The organism is Trichocoleus sp. DQ-A3 (assembly GCF_039961975.1).
Lineage (GTDB): Bacteria > Cyanobacteriota > Cyanobacteriia > Cyanobacteriales > FACHB-T130 > FACHB-T130.
Genome location: NZ_JAMPKC010000008.1, coordinates 20,829 through 37,269 on the forward strand (window position 1 = coordinate 20,829; position 16,441 = coordinate 37,269).

Consider the following 16,441-nt stretch of genomic DNA (forward strand, 5'->3'; position numbering starts at 1 on the left):
GTTCAGTTAGTGAGGTTTAGAGATATGGCAGCCCGCAGCTTTGCGGCTCCCCCGACCCCTTGGTCAAAAAGTTTGGCGGAACCGAAGATTGACGCAAGCGCTTACGTGCATTCTTTTTCCAACATTATTGGAGATGTGCGGATTGGCCCTCAGGTGTTAATTGCACCGGGAACTTCGATCCGAGCTGATGAAGGAGCGCCATTCTACATCGGCGAAGGCACGAATATCCAAGATGGTGTCGTGGTTCACGGTTTGGAACAAGGTCGAGTCGTTGGGGATGACAATCAGGAATACTCGGTGTGGGTCGGGAAGAATGCTTCCTTAACCCATATGTCTTTGATTCACGGCCCCGCTTATGTCGGGGATAATTGCTTTATTGGCTTCCGCTCTACGGTATTTAACGCTAGGGTGGGCAAAGGCTGCATTGTGATGATGCACGCCTTGATTCAGGATGTAGAGATTCCTCCAGGAAAGTATGTACCTTCGGGAGCGGTGATTACCAATCAGCAGCAAGCTGACCGCCTATCGGATGTGCAAGCACAAGATACCGACTTTAGCCGTCATGTCGTTGGGATTAATGAGGCACTAAGAGCTGGCTATCTGTGTGCTGGAGATACTGCGTGTATTACACCTATTCGGGATGAGATGAGTCAACCCAACCAAGGTGGGCGCGATCGCCGTGCAGCTACACCAGCTTCGACGAGTGCCTCTTTTAGCGGTGACTTGGCACAACAAGTGCAAAGCCTGCTGAATCAAGGCTACAAGATTAGTACCGAATATGCGAACGAACGCCGCTTCCGCACCAGTTCCTGGACGAGTGGGAAAGCAATCGAAGCTCGGTCAGCCTCGGAAGCGATCGCAGCTTTAGAAGCAATCGTAGCCGAACACCCAGGGGAATACGTGCGCTTAATTGGCATTGACTCCAAAGCCAAGCGACGGGTGCTAGAGCAAATTATCCAACGTCCCGACGGGCAGGCACCCACACAAGCCAAAGCAACTAAAACTGCTAACACTAAATCTAATAACGGTAGCACCCAATCACCCGCTAACACCGCTAGCTTCCAGGGCGGCGACTTGGCACAACAAGTGCAAAGCCTGCTGAATCAAGGCTACAAGATTAGTACCGAATATGCGAACGAACGCCGCTTCCGTACCAGTTCCTGGACGAGTGGGAAAGCAATCGAAGCTCGGTCAGCCTCGGAAGCGATCGCAGCGTTAGAAGCAATCGTAGCCGAACACCCAGGGGAATACGTGCGCTTGATTGGCATCGACTCCAAAGCCAAGCGACGGGTGCTAGAGCAAATTATCCAACGTCCCGGCGGGCAGGCACCCACACAAGCCAAAGCAACTAAAACTGCTAACACTAAATCTAACAACGGTAGCGCTCAATCACCGGCTAACACCGCTAGCGCACAGCTCGGCGGCGACTTGGCACAACAAGTGCAAAGCCTGCTGAATCAAGGCTACAAGATTAGTACCGAATATGCGAACGAACGCCGCTTCCGTACCAGTTCCTGGACGAGTGGGAAAGCAATCGAAGCCCGGTCAGCCTCGGAAGCGATCGCAGCTTTAGAAGCAATCGTAGCCGAACACCCAGGGGAATACGTGCGCTTAATTGGCATTGACTCCAAAGCCAAGCGACGGGTGCTAGAGCAAATTATCCAACGTCCCGACGGCGCACCTACGGCGAAGGGTGCCAACACTGCCCCAGGCAATAGTTCAACAGCTAAGAGTTCAACAGCCAGCGCTCCGCAGATTGAAAACAGTTCTCTGTTAAATTCAGAAGCGATTGAGCAGGTGCGAAATATATTGGCTCAAGGCTACAAGATTGGCACGGAACACGCCGATGAGCGCCGCTTCCGCACCAGTTCTTGGCACACTTGCTCTCCGATTGAAACAAATCGGGAAGTAGAAGCGATCGCTGCTTTGGAAGCTTGCATGGCTAGCCACGCCGGAGAGTACGTGCGCTTCTTTGGAATTGACCCCAAAGCCAAGCGTCGCGTCAACAAACCGTTGCTGATTCAACAGCCAGCGAAGAGCGGTAGCCGCTAGAACAAGGATGAAGAATGTAAGGATGAAGAATGAAAAATTTCATTCTTCATCCTTTAGCAGGGATGAAGGGTAAAAAAGAAAAATTCAATTCTTGTTCCTTCAGCCAAAAGTTATTTCGCCACTCCTTACTTTCTAGCCCCATGCACTTGCCGCTACTGCCGCCACTTGGCAACTCTCAAGTTTATGTGAAAGGGGATGTAAGCATTGATGACGGTGCTGCGATCGCTCCCGGAGCGATCCTGCAAGCAGCTCCAGACAGTAAAATTATCATTGCTGCGGGTGTCTGCATCGGCATGGGAACTATTCTTCATGCCTACGAAGGCACCATAGAAGTGGAAACAGGGGCAGTATTGGGAGCTGGCGTCCTTGTCGTCGGCAAAAGCAAGATTGGTGCGAATGCCTGCATCGGTTCCACGACGACGGTTTTTAACAGTAACGTGGAGTCTTGGCAAGTCGTGCCACCGGGTTCTCTGTTCGGAGATAACACTCGTCAAATTGCCGATACTCCAACTGCTGACACTCTAACTGCCGACGCCCCAACTGCCGCTTCCAGCGAGGCTGTTTTAGATCCGCAAGTCAACCAAGAGGACGTCCCCGCAGCATCCACTGGCGAGGAAACTCAAAATGGGCAAGCGATCGCTTCTACTCTCTCCACATCCAGCAGCGAAGACACCCCGAACGAGCTAACGCCGTCATCTCCAACCGCTGGGACTCCAGTTTATGGACAAGCGAACCTCAATCGGCTGCTGACGACTTTGTTTCCTCACTATAAATCCGCCAACCACCCCCCCAAAGACACTCAAAGTTCATAGTTTTGACTTTTGGCAGTTATCAGCACTAGCAATTATCAACTAATCTGTGACTGTGGGCATACTAAAGTTAGGCGCAAGAATAGTTTCTCTGGGAGGTCATCGGTGGAGGTACAACAGCCAGGACTGGCTCGATTTGAGCGGCAAAGTCAATCCAAAAGCTTTAAAGACACTGCTTTGGGCATGGTTTCGACTCAGAGTTTCCCTGCGATCATCGGCTGTGCCGATATGATGCTGAAGTCCGCTGGGGTAACGCTCATCGGGTTTGAGAAAATTGGTAGTGGTTACTGTACTGCTATTGTCCGAGGTGGCATTGCCGATGTCCGTTTAGCCGTCGAAGCGGGTGCCCAGACTGCCGAACAGTTTGGTCAGTATATTTCCTCTTCGGTGATTCCTCGCCCCCTGCCAAATTTGGAAGTCATTTTTCCGCTTGGGAAACACTTATCCCAACTTACCGATAACAACGGTTACAGCCGTCTCAGCAATCAAGCAGTTGGTTTATTAGAAACGCGGGGCTTTCCGGCGATGGTTGGAGCTTGTGACGCCATGCTCAAAGCAGCAGAAGTGTATCTGTCTTCCTACGAAACGATTGGCGGTGGTTTATGTACCGCGATTATTCGGGGTTCTGTGGCAGATGTCGCCGTGGCTGTCGAAGCGGGGATGCAAGAAGCCGAGAGGATTGGGGAATTTAATTCTTTAATGGTGATTCCTCGACCGTTGGACGACCTGGAGCAATGCCTGCCTGCGGCGGCTTGTTGGATAGAGGAGAAACCCCAACCCCTGAAATTGCCAGTCGCTATCAAGGAACAGGAAAAACAGCTGGTGGAATTGCCAGATTTAGCTAAGCTACCAATTCAGGTTCAAGAATAATTTAAATCTTAGATTGTGAATGTAGCACTCAGTAGAGAGGCTGAAAATTTCAGCCATAGGGAAAGCGTTGCACATTTATGACTCTGATGTTTGGGGGAAATCAGCCTGCAAAACACAGGATGAAAATGAATGATAACTTCCCAAACCAAGCATCAAGTAAATGTACAACGCCTTTAGGAAGGAAGACTGTTACTTTGTTCAGTGATTCAATCATAACCTTGAATCTTCATGGATAAAAGGTATTATTTGCGATAGGTACAATAGAGTTTTATCTATAACTGGCAGGAGAAGGGCGTTTGAAGCAGGCAACGCTACACCAGTTGAAGGTTTTTGAGGTGGTTGCTCGCCACGGGAGCTTTACCCGTGCGGCAGAAGAACTATTTCTCACCCAGCCTACTGTCTCTATGCAGGTGAAGCAACTCACCAAGGCTGTTGGGACACCGCTGTTTGAGCAGGTGGGCAAGCGCCTTTATCTTACAGACGCCGGACGCGAACTGATGGTAACGTGCCGGGAAGTCTTCGAGCGATTAGCTCAATTTGAGATGACTCTGGCTGAAATGAAAGGGCTGAAACAGGGAAATTTGCGGTTGAGTGTGATTACAACCACGAAGTATTTTATCCCGCGTTTATTAGGGCCATTTTGCCAGCGTTATCCGGGAATTGATATCGCCCTCCAAGTGACGAATCACGAGCGGATTCTGAGCCGTATGAGCGAGAATCTAGACGATTTGTATATTCTGAGCCAAATACCAGATCATCTGGATATCCGCTGCCACCCGTTTCTAGAAAACCCGTTGGTGGTGTTGGCACCCATCAATCATCCACTTGCTCAGCAAAAAAATATCCCTCTCTCTAGTCTGACGGGTGAGCCGTTTATTATGCGCGAGGCGGGATCGGGGACGCGCTCATCAGTGCAAAATTTATTCGAGCGGCATGAGGTTGCGGTGAAAGTCCGGTTGGAGTTGGGGAGTAATGAAGCGATCAAGCAAGCGATCGCAGGTGGCTTAGGGATCTCTGTCTTATCTCGCCACACGCTAGGGCTGGATGGTGTCAGCAGCGAACTCACTATCCTTGATGTGGAGGGTTTTCCCATTAGCCGTCATTGGTATATCGCTTATCCGGCTGGCAAACAACTCTCCGTTGTCGCTCGCACGTTTTTTGATTATCTCTTGGAAGAAGCGAAGCGAATTGCGGGTGAGACACCGGCAAGTAGCAATTAGATTTTTCTAGGAAGCGTTTGCCATAAAGACTTAGCTGGAATTGAGCCGTGGATAGGTGTATAGAAACACGAAATGCTGAAGTATTCGCGCCGCTTCAGTTATAGGCGACCCAATTGAGCCTATCCAACGCCGCTTAGGTAAAGGATGAAATGATGTCGCAGATGGAAGAAGTTCGACAGCTAATTCTAAATTCTTTAGATGAAACAGAACTCTCTCTGGGAGGCAAACAGCTCGCATCTCTACCAGCAGAAATTGGGCAATTGCATTCTTTGACAAAACTCAATCTGAGTGGCAACCAACTGGCATCCTTGCCAGCAGAGATTGGGCAACTACATTCTTTGACATATCTCAATCTGAGCTTAAACCAGCTTGCATCCTTGCCAGCAGAGATTGGGCAACTACATTCTTTGACATATCTCAATCTGAGCTTAAACCAGCTTGCATCCTTGCCAGCAGAAATTGGGCAACTGCATTCTTTGACATATCTCAATCTGAGCTTAAACCAGCTTGCATCCCTACCAGCAAAAATTGGGCAACTGCATTCTTTGACATATCTCGATTTGAAGTACAACCAACTGGCATCCTTGCCAGCAGAAATTGGGCAATTGCATTCCTTGACATATCTCTATCTGGAAGGCAACCAGCTTGCATCCCTACCAGAAAAAATTGGGCAACTGCATTCCTTGAGAGAGCTAGATTTGGGTGACAACCAGTTCGCATCCCTGCCACCAGAGATCGGGCAACTACATTCCTTGACATATCTCAATCTGAGTGACGATTCCATTCAAGATTTATCGCTGTTGGCCAACCATCCCAATCCAGAACTGAGGGTTGATTGTTTTGGTGTTGAGCTTCCTCGCCGCTATTGGACGCACCTGAACCAGTGGCAAGCCGAATGGCTGCTGACAGAACCCAATGCGGAAGTCCGGCGAGTGTTGATTCAGCAGATTGGTTGCGATCGCATTTGTCAGGAGTTGGCAACCCAAACAATCGATACCTGGCGCGAATATACCTTGCTCAAAATTGATGCATACGTTGATGTCGAACCCATCCATCTGCTGAAAATGACCTGTCCCAGCACGAACCACCTTCACGTTCTGCGCGTTCCACCCACCCTCACCTCTGCTAGAGAGGCGATTCGCTGGGTAAATTGGGACGTTGACCCCGAAGCATTTGCCGTCGAAACCTAAATCGACTCCTATATTGGAAATTTGCACTTGAACGTGAAATTAACAGCTATCTCGTCCAAGCCAACCAATTAGAGAATAACTTCTTCACAAACGGCGTTAAACGAGTGCGGTTATAAGCATCTGCTGCTTTGCGAATCGCTTCGGCTTGCGTGGGATAGGGGTGAATAACCGTGGCAAGAGTTTTCAAGCCAACATTTCCTACCATCGCCAAAGTGACTTCGCTAATCATGTCACCTGCGTGTCTCGCCACAATCGTTGCACCTAAAATTTTATCGGTGCCTTTCTTGACGTGAATTTTGGCAAATCCTTCTTCTTCGCCGTCAGCAACTGCTCGATCCACTTCACTCAATGGAATGAAGTAAGTATCCACCTCAATTCCTTTTTGCAACGCCTCTTTCTCGTACATCCCCACATGGGCAATTTCTGGAGCAGTATAGGTACACCAAGGCATTGTCAGCGTACTCAGTTTTTTGCGCCCAAAAAATAAACTATTCTGAATAACAATCCGGGCAGCGGCATCAGCAGCATGGGTGAATCTCCATTCCATACAGATATCACCAGCCGCATAAATGCGAGGGTTTGTTGTCTGAAGCTTGTCATTGACAATTACCCCTTTTTTGGTGTCATATTGTACGCCTACCGTCTCAAGATTTAAGCCTTCAACATTAGGCGCTCTCCCAACTCCGGCTAGGATTTCATCAACTGTTACTGAAGCTTCTTTTCCATTCGCTTCGTAATAAATAACTTTTCCAGCGCTGCTTGTTTCAACTCGCTTAATTTTGGACTGCAATATTAACTTAATCCCCTCCTGAATAAACGCCTGTTGCACAATTTCGGCTGCATCAGTATCCTCTTTGTCAAGAATATGGGCATTTTTATGTAACAGCACCACTTCTGAACCAAGCCGCTGGAACGCCTGAGCCAGTTCGCAGCCGATAGGACCACCGCCAATTACTGCTAGTCGTTTTGGTCGTTCTGTGAGGGAAAATACGGTTTCGTAAGTGAGATAACCTGCCTCTTGTAACCCTTCAATCGGGAGATTAGCTGCACGCGCACCTGTAGCAATAACTGCTTTTTTAAAACGTAATTTCTTTCCCGCCACATCGATAGTGTCAGAACTAGAAAACCGAGCATCTCCCAAAAATACATCGATACCCAACTTTTGAAATCTTTCAGCAGAATCGTGATGACTAATCCCGGCACGAATTCGCCGTAGCCGCTCCATTACGGCAGAAAAATCAACTTCTGTACCTTCAGGAATGCGAACACCAAATCGCTCTGCATCCCGAATATCTGCAACAACACGAGAAGAGCGAATCATGCATTTCGAGGGAACGCAACCCACATTGAGGCAATCTCCACCCATCAAATGCTTTTCAATTAATGCGACTTTAGCTCCTAACCCGGCTGCACCTGCCGCTGTCACCAGTCCCGCAGTACCCGCTCCAATTACAACCAAATTGTAACGAGGTGCAGGTTCGGGATTCACCCAATTGGGCGGATGTACGTGAGCCACCAAAGTTTGGTTATAAACATCCATTGGCGACACAGTCACCCGATCAACTCCTAGCTGTGGCATTATAATTCCTCCTGATTAACGCTTTTTTCTAATGCTTTTCGAGCGATGCGCGTAACATAAATTGTCACAGCAACAGTGGCAATAAATCCAACTATACGAACTACCCATTGGGCTATTTCAGTTTCGGAATTTTTGGGCTGTACTGCTCCAATGGTGGCAATACTACCCGCTAAAGAACCGATGTAAACATACATAATCGTTCCTGGAATCATGCCGATAGAGGCTAAAAAATAATCTTTCAGGGAAACTTGGGTGATTCCAAAAGAGTAGTTTAAAAGGTTGAAGGGAAAGATAGGTGAAAGCCGAGTTAAAAGAACAATTTTGAATCCTTCCTCGGCAACAGCTTGGTCGATGACTTCAAATTTGGGATTGTTTTCTATTTGCTTGGAAACCCACCCACGAGCCAAATAACGCCCCACGAGGAATGCAGCGGTAGCTCCTAAAGTGGCTCCGATGAAGACGTAAGTTGACCCTAAAATCACGCCAAAAACCACACCTGCTCCCAAGGTGAGGATGGAGCCAGGGATGAAGAGTACGGTGGCTAGGATGTAGATTAAAATAAAAGTCACGGGTGCCCAAAATCCCAGACTATCAATCCACGCCAAAGCGCTCTTCAACAGTTCCTGGACATTAAAATATCTAGCGGCAAAGATGAGAGCAGCGATAAGAGCAGCAACTAGAAAAAAAGCAAAAATCCGTTTTATCTTTGAACTGGAGGGGCTTTGTATTGGTTCATTCTCCATAACCTACCTCATTAACACAGATATGGAAGCTAACACTTAAAGATTAAGCTAATTTTTACAATCAAATTTGGCTGACAAATGATTTTTAGCTGAGAATTGATAATGATTTTATTAAAAAAAGTTAGATTTTTCTAAAAAGAAGCTTAAAATGTCTCGTAAAAACTATTCCTTTAGAAAGATGTGAAAAAGAAAAAGTAGAACTAGACAAAAGCTAGAATGGATGAAAGCTGAGATGTGTGGGGGAGTAAGGAGGCTACAAAATACTAGCTTCACCCAGATGCGAGCGCTTGCGTTGGCGATTTAGTTATACCATTTCCATTTTGATGTACTACATGAAGCTCCTCCTAACCACCCAAGAGAATAAACGGAGAACAGATGTGTAGTATCAGCACCTTGAATTGGAATTGACTGTACGTAAAAAATCTAAGATCTTAACCGGAGACCTAAGGACATGGATGAGGAAATCATTAAACAACTGAATATGGAAGTTGAAGCGATGAGCTTCAACGAGTTAAACGAACTTGGCAATAGAGCAGTTAGTTTAGGGCTGATTTTGGGTCACGGTTATCGAAGTAACCAGTACGAAATCCTTCGCAAAAATGAGGTAGTCATGCTACCACCCAAAGAAGCAACCGCTTATCTAAAAAAATTGATTGGAGAAGTTGGGGGCTAAATGCTAATAGGTAATGGGAGTAAAATTGGGAATAGGGAAAATGCATCTACCATTTACTTCCTACTAACAGCTATCAATCACCCGAAATTGGCAATTATCAGTTTTTTATAAATTTGCAGACATGACAAATCAGCAAGTATTTATTTTCGAGGGAGAACGCGCCGGAAATTATGATAAAGAAATTCTTTTCTGGGTGCCTGGATATGAGCTGATACACGATTTGTTGCAGGCGGTGCTTCAAGTGCGCCTCCCGGAAGAGTCCTCACTGTTAATTTCTGGTTCGGGTTCGGGTAAAGAACTTGAGATTCTGGGTAAGGCAAATTCTTCATGGCGGCTGCTGGGAGTAGATCCGTCTCCGGAGATGATGAGCATTGCTAGCGATCGCATCCAGAAAGCCGGACTCCAAGAGCGCGTCAGCCTGCATCAAGGCATTGTGTCTGACTTACCTGAAGATATTTTGTATAACGCCGCCACGTTGATTCTAGTCATGCATTTTTTCCCCGATGACGGAACCAAGCTAGCAATGCTTCGCAGTATCGCTCAACGGCTCAAGCCAGGTGCTACTTTTGTGCTCGTGGATTCATACGGGGAGTCGAATTCGGGTCAAGTTGAACGAAAGTTTGAAATCCTGAAGAATTACGTTCTTAAAAAAGGTATTCCTCCAGAACAGGTACAACAGAGGCTGGAAAATATTCCTAAAAATATCCACTTGGTGCCGGAAGAGCGGATCGTTGCGCTGCTTGAAGAGGCTGGTTTTGGGATGGTGGAACGCTTTTATAGTGCCTTACTCGTCGGTGGTTGGATTGCGAAACGTGGGGAATAAATAGCGCGTTGTATTAGTTCATTAGATGAAGGATAAAAGGGACAAATTCCCTAATTAGTGACAATCTCAAACTCTAGCTGATGACTTTCCTGAAAGTTATGGGTGAAATGATCGACTACATTGGTATCGCTGAGTTCAAGATTGTAGAAATCTACAAATTCATGCTCAAAATATGGCCCAGCGTGCCAGGTTCCGACTTCTAACTTGATAAAGCAATTCCCTGGAATGTGGAAAGCTTTAATATCTTCTAATGTCGGTTGGTCAGTATTATGATTTGGAGGCGCAACCGCAATTAGCCAGTCTTTCCCTTCCAGCGAACCTAGACATTGAGTGCATTGGATATGGCGCGTGATTTTGTGAAACTTGCGACCTTTGTGGTGCAGCCGCATAATGTAAAATCGGGGAATTCCATTTTGCAGGTTTAACTGCGCTTCTTCGGAATCATAAAGTTTGCCGTCAACACTTGCAGAGATTACTTGACCATAACGCCGAAAAGTTTCTGGTGTTATCAATTCGGCGTGTAATTGTTGCACCGTTTTTGATGTATTCATATCAAACTTGTTTGTATTTTCATCATTTTAATGGTCATTTTCATCCGAAAAAACCTAGGAAAGCAAATTACCCACAAACTGGAAGTTTGGGGCTATACAAACCAATTCCGCCTACGCAGACTTAATTTAGCCTGCGGAGGCAGGCTTTGTTTGTGTAGCTTTGTTTGTGTAGCCGCGATTTCAATTGCCAGGTATTTTGCTTACTCAGTTTTGGGTTTGTATGGAATAATTGAAGCTTGCTTCTCCCCATCACTTGGTCTTGTATACCACCAAGCCCAAGCAATTAAGACTGCTTGGAAGGGAAGTCTTATTGCTTGGAACCAAGGTGAGTTTGGAATAGGATTGAGGTCGATACTATTCACTGCCATATTGATATTTGCAGGGAAAACAAAGATAAAAAGAGTAAGCAATCCCCAAGCAGCCGCATGACTTACGGGAGGGACTAATAATCCAATCCCACCCAGGATTTCAAAAAAGCCGCTGATATAAACCAGTTCCAGAGGGTAAGGAAGTTGCGACGGCACGAGTTTAACAAATGGTGCTGGGATGGCAAAGTGCGCTATGCCGACGCCGATGATACACACACACAGAATCACTCGCAACAGTTCTTTGTTCTTTTTGATGTATTCCATCTCACCCTATACAGACTAACGATTAGAATTTGCTGACAAATTTTGTCGCTTCTTCAGTTTATTCAGTTTGATGTTACTTTGTTTTCAGCCAACAGTTGGAAAAATAGACTGGCGTTAGCATAGCGATCGCATCCCGGAATCGCGCAAAATTAAGACTATCTATCTGAGGGCGATCGCATGATGGAATATAGTCGGCGCAAATTTCTCCTGTATGGTTCAGCTACCTTGGGTACCAGTCTATTGCTGAAGGCTTGCAATAGCAGTCCTACCCCGACAGAAACAGCAGCTAGTGGGGATACTTCTGCTAAAACGGGTAAGGATTTCAAAGTTGCTATCGTTTTGCCAGGGATTATCACAGATAAAGCTTGGAACCAGGCTGGCTATGAAGGCGTGACAACTGCTAAAGAAAAGCTGGGAGTTGAAATTGCTCACGTTGAGAAGGTGGAACAAGCGGATCAGGCAGAAGCTTTGTCAGACTTTGCGCGTCGTGGCTACAACTTAGTGTATGCCCACGGGGGACAATTTGATGCAGCAATTGAGCAGGTAGCAGCGCAATTTCCGAAGACGTTCTTTGTCGGTGTCAATGGTACGGTGAAAGGCGATAACATGGCGTCTTTGCGAATCGATCACTTGCAAACCAGTTATCTGTGCGGCATCATAGGTGCCTTGATGACAAAATCAAATAAAATGGCTTATCTAGCGGCTCAATCTTTTCAAGGAACTGATGAAGAATTGCGGGGATTAGAGTTAGGTGCAAAATCTGTTAAGCCAGATATTAAAATAGCTGCCAGTTACACAGGCGATTGGAATGATGCAGCTAAGGCAAAGGAAGCGACGCAAGCGCTGATTTCTTCTGGCGTTGATGTGGTTTATCAGTGGCTGGATAATGCTTCTCCTGCGGTGCTGCAAACTGCCGCTGAGAAGGGAGCTTTTGCTTTCGGCAATACAACAGATCAGCTGGATGTTGCGCCAAAGGCGGTATTAACCAGTGCGGTGAAGCGAATTGACTTAGCGATCGCATACTTAGCCGATCTTGCTGTGAAAGGCAATCTGAAAGGTGAGATTTATACAATTGGTTTGGAAAATCCTGAGATTCTATATCTTGGTAAATTTGGGGCAATGGTGCCAAAAAATGTCGAGGAAAAAGCACTTAATACGAAGCAGGCAATATTAGCTAAGAAAGTTACATTTGAGGCGTGTAAAGAGGGGGGAAAGGATACTCGGTGTGTGAAGCAAGCTTAATTCAGTTGATATCTCTTCGCTTATTACCCGTCGGGGAATCAATTCCCCGGCGGTATATTGGCTTAGCCAATTAGCAAAAAATATTAAAAATGACTTATTTACGTCTTGAAGGTATTACCAAACGCTTTGGCACCTTTCTCGCTAATAACAACATAAATTTGAGCGTTAGTTGCGGCTCGATTCATGCTCTGCTAGGCGAGAACGGAGCTGGTAAAACTACTTTGATGAATATCCTTTGCGGACTTTATCAGCCAGATTCCGGTCAAATCTACTTGCAAGGCAATCCTGTGCAAATTTCTTCAGCAAGTGACGCGATCGCGCAGGGGATTGGCATGATTCACCAGCATTTTATGTTGGTACCGCAACTGTCAGTAACCGAGAATATTATTCTTGGAACCAGCTTCGATTTGCGGCTAAATATAAAAGAGAAATCGCAGGCGATCGCGCAACTCGCTCAGTCTTATGGTTTAGATGTAAATCCATTTGCAAAAGTCGGAGATTTACCTGTAGGAGTTCAGCAACGGGTAGAGATTCTCAAGGCACTTTATCGCAACGCCAAGGTGCTGATATTGGATGAACCGACAGCGGTGCTGACGCCGCCAGAAGTAAAAATATTAGCTGCTATTTTGCGCCAACTTGCTAAAGAGGGACATACGATTATTTTTATCAGTCACAAACTAGAAGAAGTGATGAATCTCTGCGATACTGTCACCGTGTTGCGGCGGGGTGCGGTGGTGACGACAACTAAAAACGCAGATACGAACACTCAAGAATTAGCACGTTTGATGGTAGGGAGAGAAATCTTACTTCATCTAAATAAATCTGCTCGTTCTTCTAGTGAAGTAGTGCTAGAAGTACAAAAGTTGCAGGTTGAGGATGAGCGGAATTTGCTGGTTGTAAAAGATATATCTTTTGAACTCCACGCAGGCGAAATACTAGGAGTTGCGGGTGTTGATGGTAATGGACAGCGAGAGTTAGCAGATGCGATTGCGGGTTTTCGTGCTATTAATTCGGGAACCATCCGGAGATCCCCCTCTAACTCCCCCTTTTTAAGGGAGAGGACAGGAAGAATTACAGCTTATATTCCAGAGGATAGGCAGAAAATGGGTTTGGTGATGGGGTTTAGTATTGCCAGAAATCTCATTCTCAAAGCTTTTATGTTTCTGCCATTTTGCCGCCGTTGGTTCCTCCAGTATGAGGTAATTAATCATCATGCGACTGAGGCGATGGAAAACTTTGATATTCGCGCTGAAAATCCATCGATTAAAGTTAGCCAATTGTCCGGCGGCAATCAACAAAAAGTGGTGTTAGCACGAGAACTTTCTGGCAACCCAGCTTTAATTGTGGCAATGCAACCGACACGCGGTTTAGATGTCGGTGCGACAGAATATGTACAGCAGCGCTTATTAGCTGAACGAGAACGAGGTGCGGCAATTTTATATGTTTCGACAGAATTAGAAGAGATTATGGCAATGAGCGATCGCATTGCCGTCATGTATGAAGGACAATTCGTGGATATCTTAGATGCTGCCACTGCCACAGTGGAACAAGTTGGTTATTTAATGACTGGTGGTATTTCGGCGGGTGTTGAAGGGTAGCGATCGCTGCTAAGTTCAACTGTTGCCTGACGGCTGAAATCGTAGCTACACAAATAAAGACCGCCTGCGCGATCTAAAATACAAAAATTATTCTCAGCCTGCGTAGGCAGGCTTAGTTTGTATAGCCCCAGACTTCAGTCTGTGGGAGTCTTGGCGAAGTCCCACAGTTATGACAACAAATCGGATTCAACCTGTACTGCTGCCAATTTTATCGCCAGTAGTAGCGATCGCATCCGCCCTCATCGTTGGTGCTATCCTCATCTTGCTGGCAAAGGCGAACCCCATCACCGCCTACGGCATTCTATTTAAAGAATCTCTCGCAGATTACTACGGCTTTGCCAATACGATCGCCAAAACCGCACCCTTATTATTAGCGAGTTTGGGGGTGCTGGTGCCTTTGAAGGCGGGTTTATTTAATATTGGCGCAGAAGGGCAGATTTACATGGGGGGACTCGGTACCGCCTTGGTAGGGTTGTATCTGCAAGGATTACCTCCCTTGATTCACGTACCACTGGCGCTGCTGGGGGGATTTTTACTAGGGGGAGTTTGGGGATTAATTCCCGGTTATCTGAAAGCGGTGCGCGGTGTAAATGAGGTGATTACCACGCTGCTACTCAATTATGTGGCGCTGAACTTTGTTGGATATCTGGTAAATAATCCCTTGAAGGCACCAGGTGCGCCGAGTGCCTTTTCTCCTTTAATTGCAGAATCTGCTCGATTACCGATTATTTTGCCGCAAACTCAAGCTCATGCGGGGATTTTTATCGGATTACTCGCTACAGGATTGTTGTGGGTATTGCTGACGCGATCGCCTTTAGGATACCAAATCGAAGCCGTCGGACAAAATCCCACAGCCGCTCGTTACGCGGGGATGTCGGTAGAACGCACCATCATCGCTGTGATGGCATTCGCTGGAGGATTAGCGGGATTAGCGGGTGCAGGCGAAGTCATGGGCTTGAAATATCGACTATTCGACCGTTTTTCACCGGGGTATGGATTTGATGCGATCGCGATCGCTCTCCTCAGTCGTGGTAATCTCGCCGGTATCGTCCTTACTTCCCTATTCTTCGGTATCCTCCGCAGCGGCGCAAACGTCATGCAACGCAGCGCCAACGTTCCCGTCACCGTCGTTTACGCCATCCAGGGTTTAACCGTTTTGTTCATTGCGATTAGTTTTGCAGTTGAACGTCAAATTAAGCTAAAGAGTTAATTTTTAATTATCTGTAAACTGGTAGCGTGAAGTGAAAAATACTGCCCTTATCGAGATTTGAGTCTACCCAAATCTGCCCATAATGCGCCCGAATAATCCGCTGGCATAAGCCAAGACCAATCCCATACCCATCTCTTTCTTGGTCTCGCTCTAGGCGATAGCGATCTTCAAAGATGCGTTCTTGATTCTCCGCAGGGATACCAAAACCCGTGTCGCCAACGCTCACCTGAATTTTCTGAGTCGTGCGGTGCAGCATTGCAACTTGAATCTTGCCACCTTCCGGCGTGTACTTAATCGCGTTATCCAGAAGGTTGACTATCACTTGGCGCACCCGTTCTTCATCCGCATAGACATAGGGCAAATCCTGGGGAATATCGGTTTCCAAAGATTGAGATTTCCCCTGACACCGAGCTTTCAGTGAATTAATGACCTCATGACAAAGCGCCCCCAAGTCCAACTTATGCGGTTGAATATGCAATTGGGCACTCGTACCCCTGGCGGCTTGCAGAATATCTGCGATCATCCGATCCATCACGCGGATTTGGGTACGAGCCTGCTTGCTTAACTGCTCGGTCAGTGCTGGTGTTAGCTTGGCGTGTCTGTTGCTATTGTTTGAATTTAAGCTTAATTCCAAGGTTTCCATTGCTAGAGAGGCGGCTGTGAGGGGACTCCGCAGGTCGTGAGCTAACATAGCGAGTACCCGGTCTTTGAACTGTAGCTGCTCTAGCAGTTCTTCTTTTTCTTTCTTGAGGCGAAAAATTTCGTCAGACAGTTGAATCAGTTCTGCGGAATGAGCAACAGACCGAATCGCTGAGGTTTCTGCGGTGGTCGGTGAATCTGTCTCCCTGTCCTGTGCTAAAGTCTCCTGATATTCTTCGGCACACAGCTGCCAGCGAGGCCAACAATTCTTCAATTGAGCGATCAAATTACTCCCAGCTAGCGTCTGTCGGGGTTCCGGATGAATCTTGATCAAAGCTGGGGTTGCCACCAGTTTAAAGTGTTCGGCTAAATACGGCTGCTCTCCGACCTCGACCATCTGAAGTTCAAAAGGAACCTCGGTCTTTAAGCTCTCCAGATACGTTTGGATTTGCTGGATCTGTTTACGCGAACTCGGACGCTCATCGACAAACAGCAGTAGCTGTAGCGATGCTTCAGAATGGGTAGGTTTTTCAAGAGCTGCCTTTATGTAATCTGGTTTCAGCACTGGGAACCAACCGATGACACTTTAATTCTTAGGGGTATTGACTGA

General features: G+C 46.7%; 15 protein-coding genes. 10 read left to right on the forward strand and 5 right to left on the reverse strand.

Translation table 11 applies throughout. The features are described from left to right. The first annotated feature begins 24 nt into the window (after nucleotides 1-24). From NDI44_RS14320 to NDI44_RS14340, 5 genes are all read left to right on the forward strand, one after another. Nucleotides 25-2,052, forward strand: a complete 2,028-nt coding sequence (locus NDI44_RS14320) for a ribulose bisphosphate carboxylase small subunit (RefSeq protein WP_190412144.1) — start codon at nucleotides 25-27, stop codon at nucleotides 2,050-2,052. 29 nt (nucleotides 2,053-2,081) lie between these two features. Beyond that, nucleotides 2,082-2,864, forward strand: a complete 783-nt coding sequence (locus NDI44_RS14325) for a carbon dioxide concentrating mechanism protein (RefSeq protein ID WP_242028873.1) — start codon at nucleotides 2,082-2,084, stop codon at nucleotides 2,862-2,864. 102 nt (nucleotides 2,865-2,966) lie between these two features. Further along, nucleotides 2,967-3,731 (forward strand): BMC domain-containing protein, encoded by a 765-nt coding sequence (locus tag NDI44_RS14330; RefSeq protein ID WP_347275941.1) that lies wholly within the window; start codon nucleotides 2,967-2,969, stop codon nucleotides 3,729-3,731. A 296-nt stretch (nucleotides 3,732-4,027) separates the two neighbouring features. Further along, the gene (locus tag NDI44_RS14335) at nucleotides 4,028-4,951 is read left to right on the forward strand and encodes a LysR family transcriptional regulator (RefSeq protein WP_190412145.1); all 924 of its coding nucleotides are present in this window, start codon (nucleotides 4,028-4,030) and stop codon (nucleotides 4,949-4,951) included. A gap of 149 nt (nucleotides 4,952-5,100) precedes the next feature. Beyond that, nucleotides 5,101-6,141, forward strand: a complete 1,041-nt coding sequence (locus NDI44_RS14340; protein WP_190412146.1) for a leucine-rich repeat domain-containing protein — start codon at nucleotides 5,101-5,103, stop codon at nucleotides 6,139-6,141. Between the two features lie 46 nt (nucleotides 6,142-6,187). Here NDI44_RS14340 and NDI44_RS14345 read toward each other — a convergent pair whose 3' ends face one another. Together NDI44_RS14345 and NDI44_RS14350 are read right to left on the reverse strand one after the other, a co-directional pair. Beyond that, entirely contained in the window at nucleotides 6,188-7,720 is a 1,533-nt protein-coding gene (locus NDI44_RS14345) for a mercuric reductase (RefSeq protein WP_190412147.1), read from the reverse strand. After that, entirely contained in the window at nucleotides 7,720-8,463 is a 744-nt protein-coding gene (locus NDI44_RS14350) for a TVP38/TMEM64 family protein (RefSeq protein WP_190412148.1), read from the reverse strand. Before NDI44_RS14350 ends, NDI44_RS14345 begins: the two co-directional genes overlap by 1 nt. Before the next feature lie 451 nt (nucleotides 8,464-8,914). On the opposite strand from NDI44_RS14350, the gene NDI44_RS14355 reads away from it, so the two are divergent. Next, nucleotides 8,915-9,136 (forward strand): hypothetical protein, encoded by a 222-nt coding sequence (locus NDI44_RS14355; protein ID WP_190412149.1) that lies wholly within the window; start codon nucleotides 8,915-8,917, stop codon nucleotides 9,134-9,136. 121 nt (nucleotides 9,137-9,257) lie between these two features. Further along, nucleotides 9,258-9,959: a class I SAM-dependent methyltransferase gene (locus NDI44_RS14360; RefSeq protein WP_190412150.1), complete on the forward strand. Its 702-nt coding sequence runs from the start codon at nucleotides 9,258-9,260 to the stop codon at nucleotides 9,957-9,959. Between the two features lie 50 nt (nucleotides 9,960-10,009). Here NDI44_RS14360 and NDI44_RS14365 read toward each other — a convergent pair whose 3' ends face one another. Then, nucleotides 10,010-10,510 (reverse strand): ureidoglycolate lyase, encoded by a 501-nt coding sequence (locus tag NDI44_RS14365; protein ID WP_190412151.1) that lies wholly within the window; start codon nucleotides 10,508-10,510, stop codon nucleotides 10,010-10,012. Nucleotides 10,511-10,710: 200 nt separating this feature from the next. Continuing rightward, on the reverse strand, nucleotides 10,711-11,133 hold the full coding sequence (locus NDI44_RS14370; protein ID WP_190412286.1) for a DoxX family protein: 423 nt from the start codon (nucleotides 11,131-11,133) through the stop codon (nucleotides 10,711-10,713). 186 nt (nucleotides 11,134-11,319) lie between these two features. On the opposite strand from NDI44_RS14370, the gene NDI44_RS14375 reads away from it, so the two are divergent. From NDI44_RS14375 to NDI44_RS14385, 3 genes are all read left to right on the forward strand, one after another. After that, nucleotides 11,320-12,384, forward strand: coding sequence for a BMP family protein (locus NDI44_RS14375; RefSeq protein ID WP_190412152.1), 1,065 nt, complete (start codon nucleotides 11,320-11,322; stop codon nucleotides 12,382-12,384). 89 nt (nucleotides 12,385-12,473) lie between these two features. Beyond that, nucleotides 12,474-13,982 (forward strand): ABC transporter ATP-binding protein, encoded by a 1,509-nt coding sequence (locus NDI44_RS14380; RefSeq protein WP_190412153.1) that lies wholly within the window; start codon nucleotides 12,474-12,476, stop codon nucleotides 13,980-13,982. A 169-nt stretch (nucleotides 13,983-14,151) separates the two neighbouring features. Further along, on the forward strand, nucleotides 14,152-15,192 hold the full coding sequence (locus NDI44_RS14385; RefSeq protein WP_190412154.1) for an ABC transporter permease: 1,041 nt from the start codon (nucleotides 14,152-14,154) through the stop codon (nucleotides 15,190-15,192). 7 nt (nucleotides 15,193-15,199) lie between these two features. On the opposite strand, the gene NDI44_RS14390 is transcribed toward NDI44_RS14385, so the two are convergent. Then, a complete protein-coding gene (locus tag NDI44_RS14390; protein ID WP_190412155.1) occupies nucleotides 15,200-16,396 on the reverse strand; it encodes a histidine kinase in 1,197 nt (398 codons plus the stop codon). Between the last annotated feature and the right edge of the window lie 45 nt (nucleotides 16,397-16,441).

Bases quoted from the DNA above. Each gene is read 5' to 3' on its own strand.
- NDI44_RS14350 (WP_190412148.1), bottom strand. From the start codon at position 8,463: ATGGAGAATGAACCAATACAAAGCCCCTCCAGTTCAAAGATAAAACGG.
- NDI44_RS14380 (WP_190412153.1), top strand. From the start codon at position 12,474: ATGACTTATTTACGTCTTGAAGGTATTACCAAACGCTTTGGCACCTTT.
- NDI44_RS14385 (WP_190412154.1), top strand. From the start codon at position 14,152: ATGACAACAAATCGGATTCAACCTGTACTGCTGCCAATTTTATCGCCA.
- NDI44_RS14355 (WP_190412149.1), top strand. From the start codon at position 8,915: ATGGATGAGGAAATCATTAAACAACTGAATATGGAAGTTGAAGCGATG.
- NDI44_RS14360 (WP_190412150.1), top strand. From the start codon at position 9,258: ATGACAAATCAGCAAGTATTTATTTTCGAGGGAGAACGCGCCGGAAAT.
- NDI44_RS14365 (WP_190412151.1), bottom strand. From the start codon at position 10,510: ATGAATACATCAAAAACGGTGCAACAATTACACGCCGAATTGATAACA.
- NDI44_RS14345 (WP_190412147.1), bottom strand. From the start codon at position 7,720: ATGCCACAGCTAGGAGTTGATCGGGTGACTGTGTCGCCAATGGATGTT.
- NDI44_RS14325 (WP_242028873.1), top strand. From the start codon at position 2,082: ATGAAAAATTTCATTCTTCATCCTTTAGCAGGGATGAAGGGTAAAAAA.
- NDI44_RS14320 (WP_190412144.1), top strand. From the start codon at position 25: ATGGCAGCCCGCAGCTTTGCGGCTCCCCCGACCCCTTGGTCAAAAAGT.
- NDI44_RS14375 (WP_190412152.1), top strand. From the start codon at position 11,320: ATGATGGAATATAGTCGGCGCAAATTTCTCCTGTATGGTTCAGCTACC.
- NDI44_RS14340 (WP_190412146.1), top strand. From the start codon at position 5,101: ATGATGTCGCAGATGGAAGAAGTTCGACAGCTAATTCTAAATTCTTTA.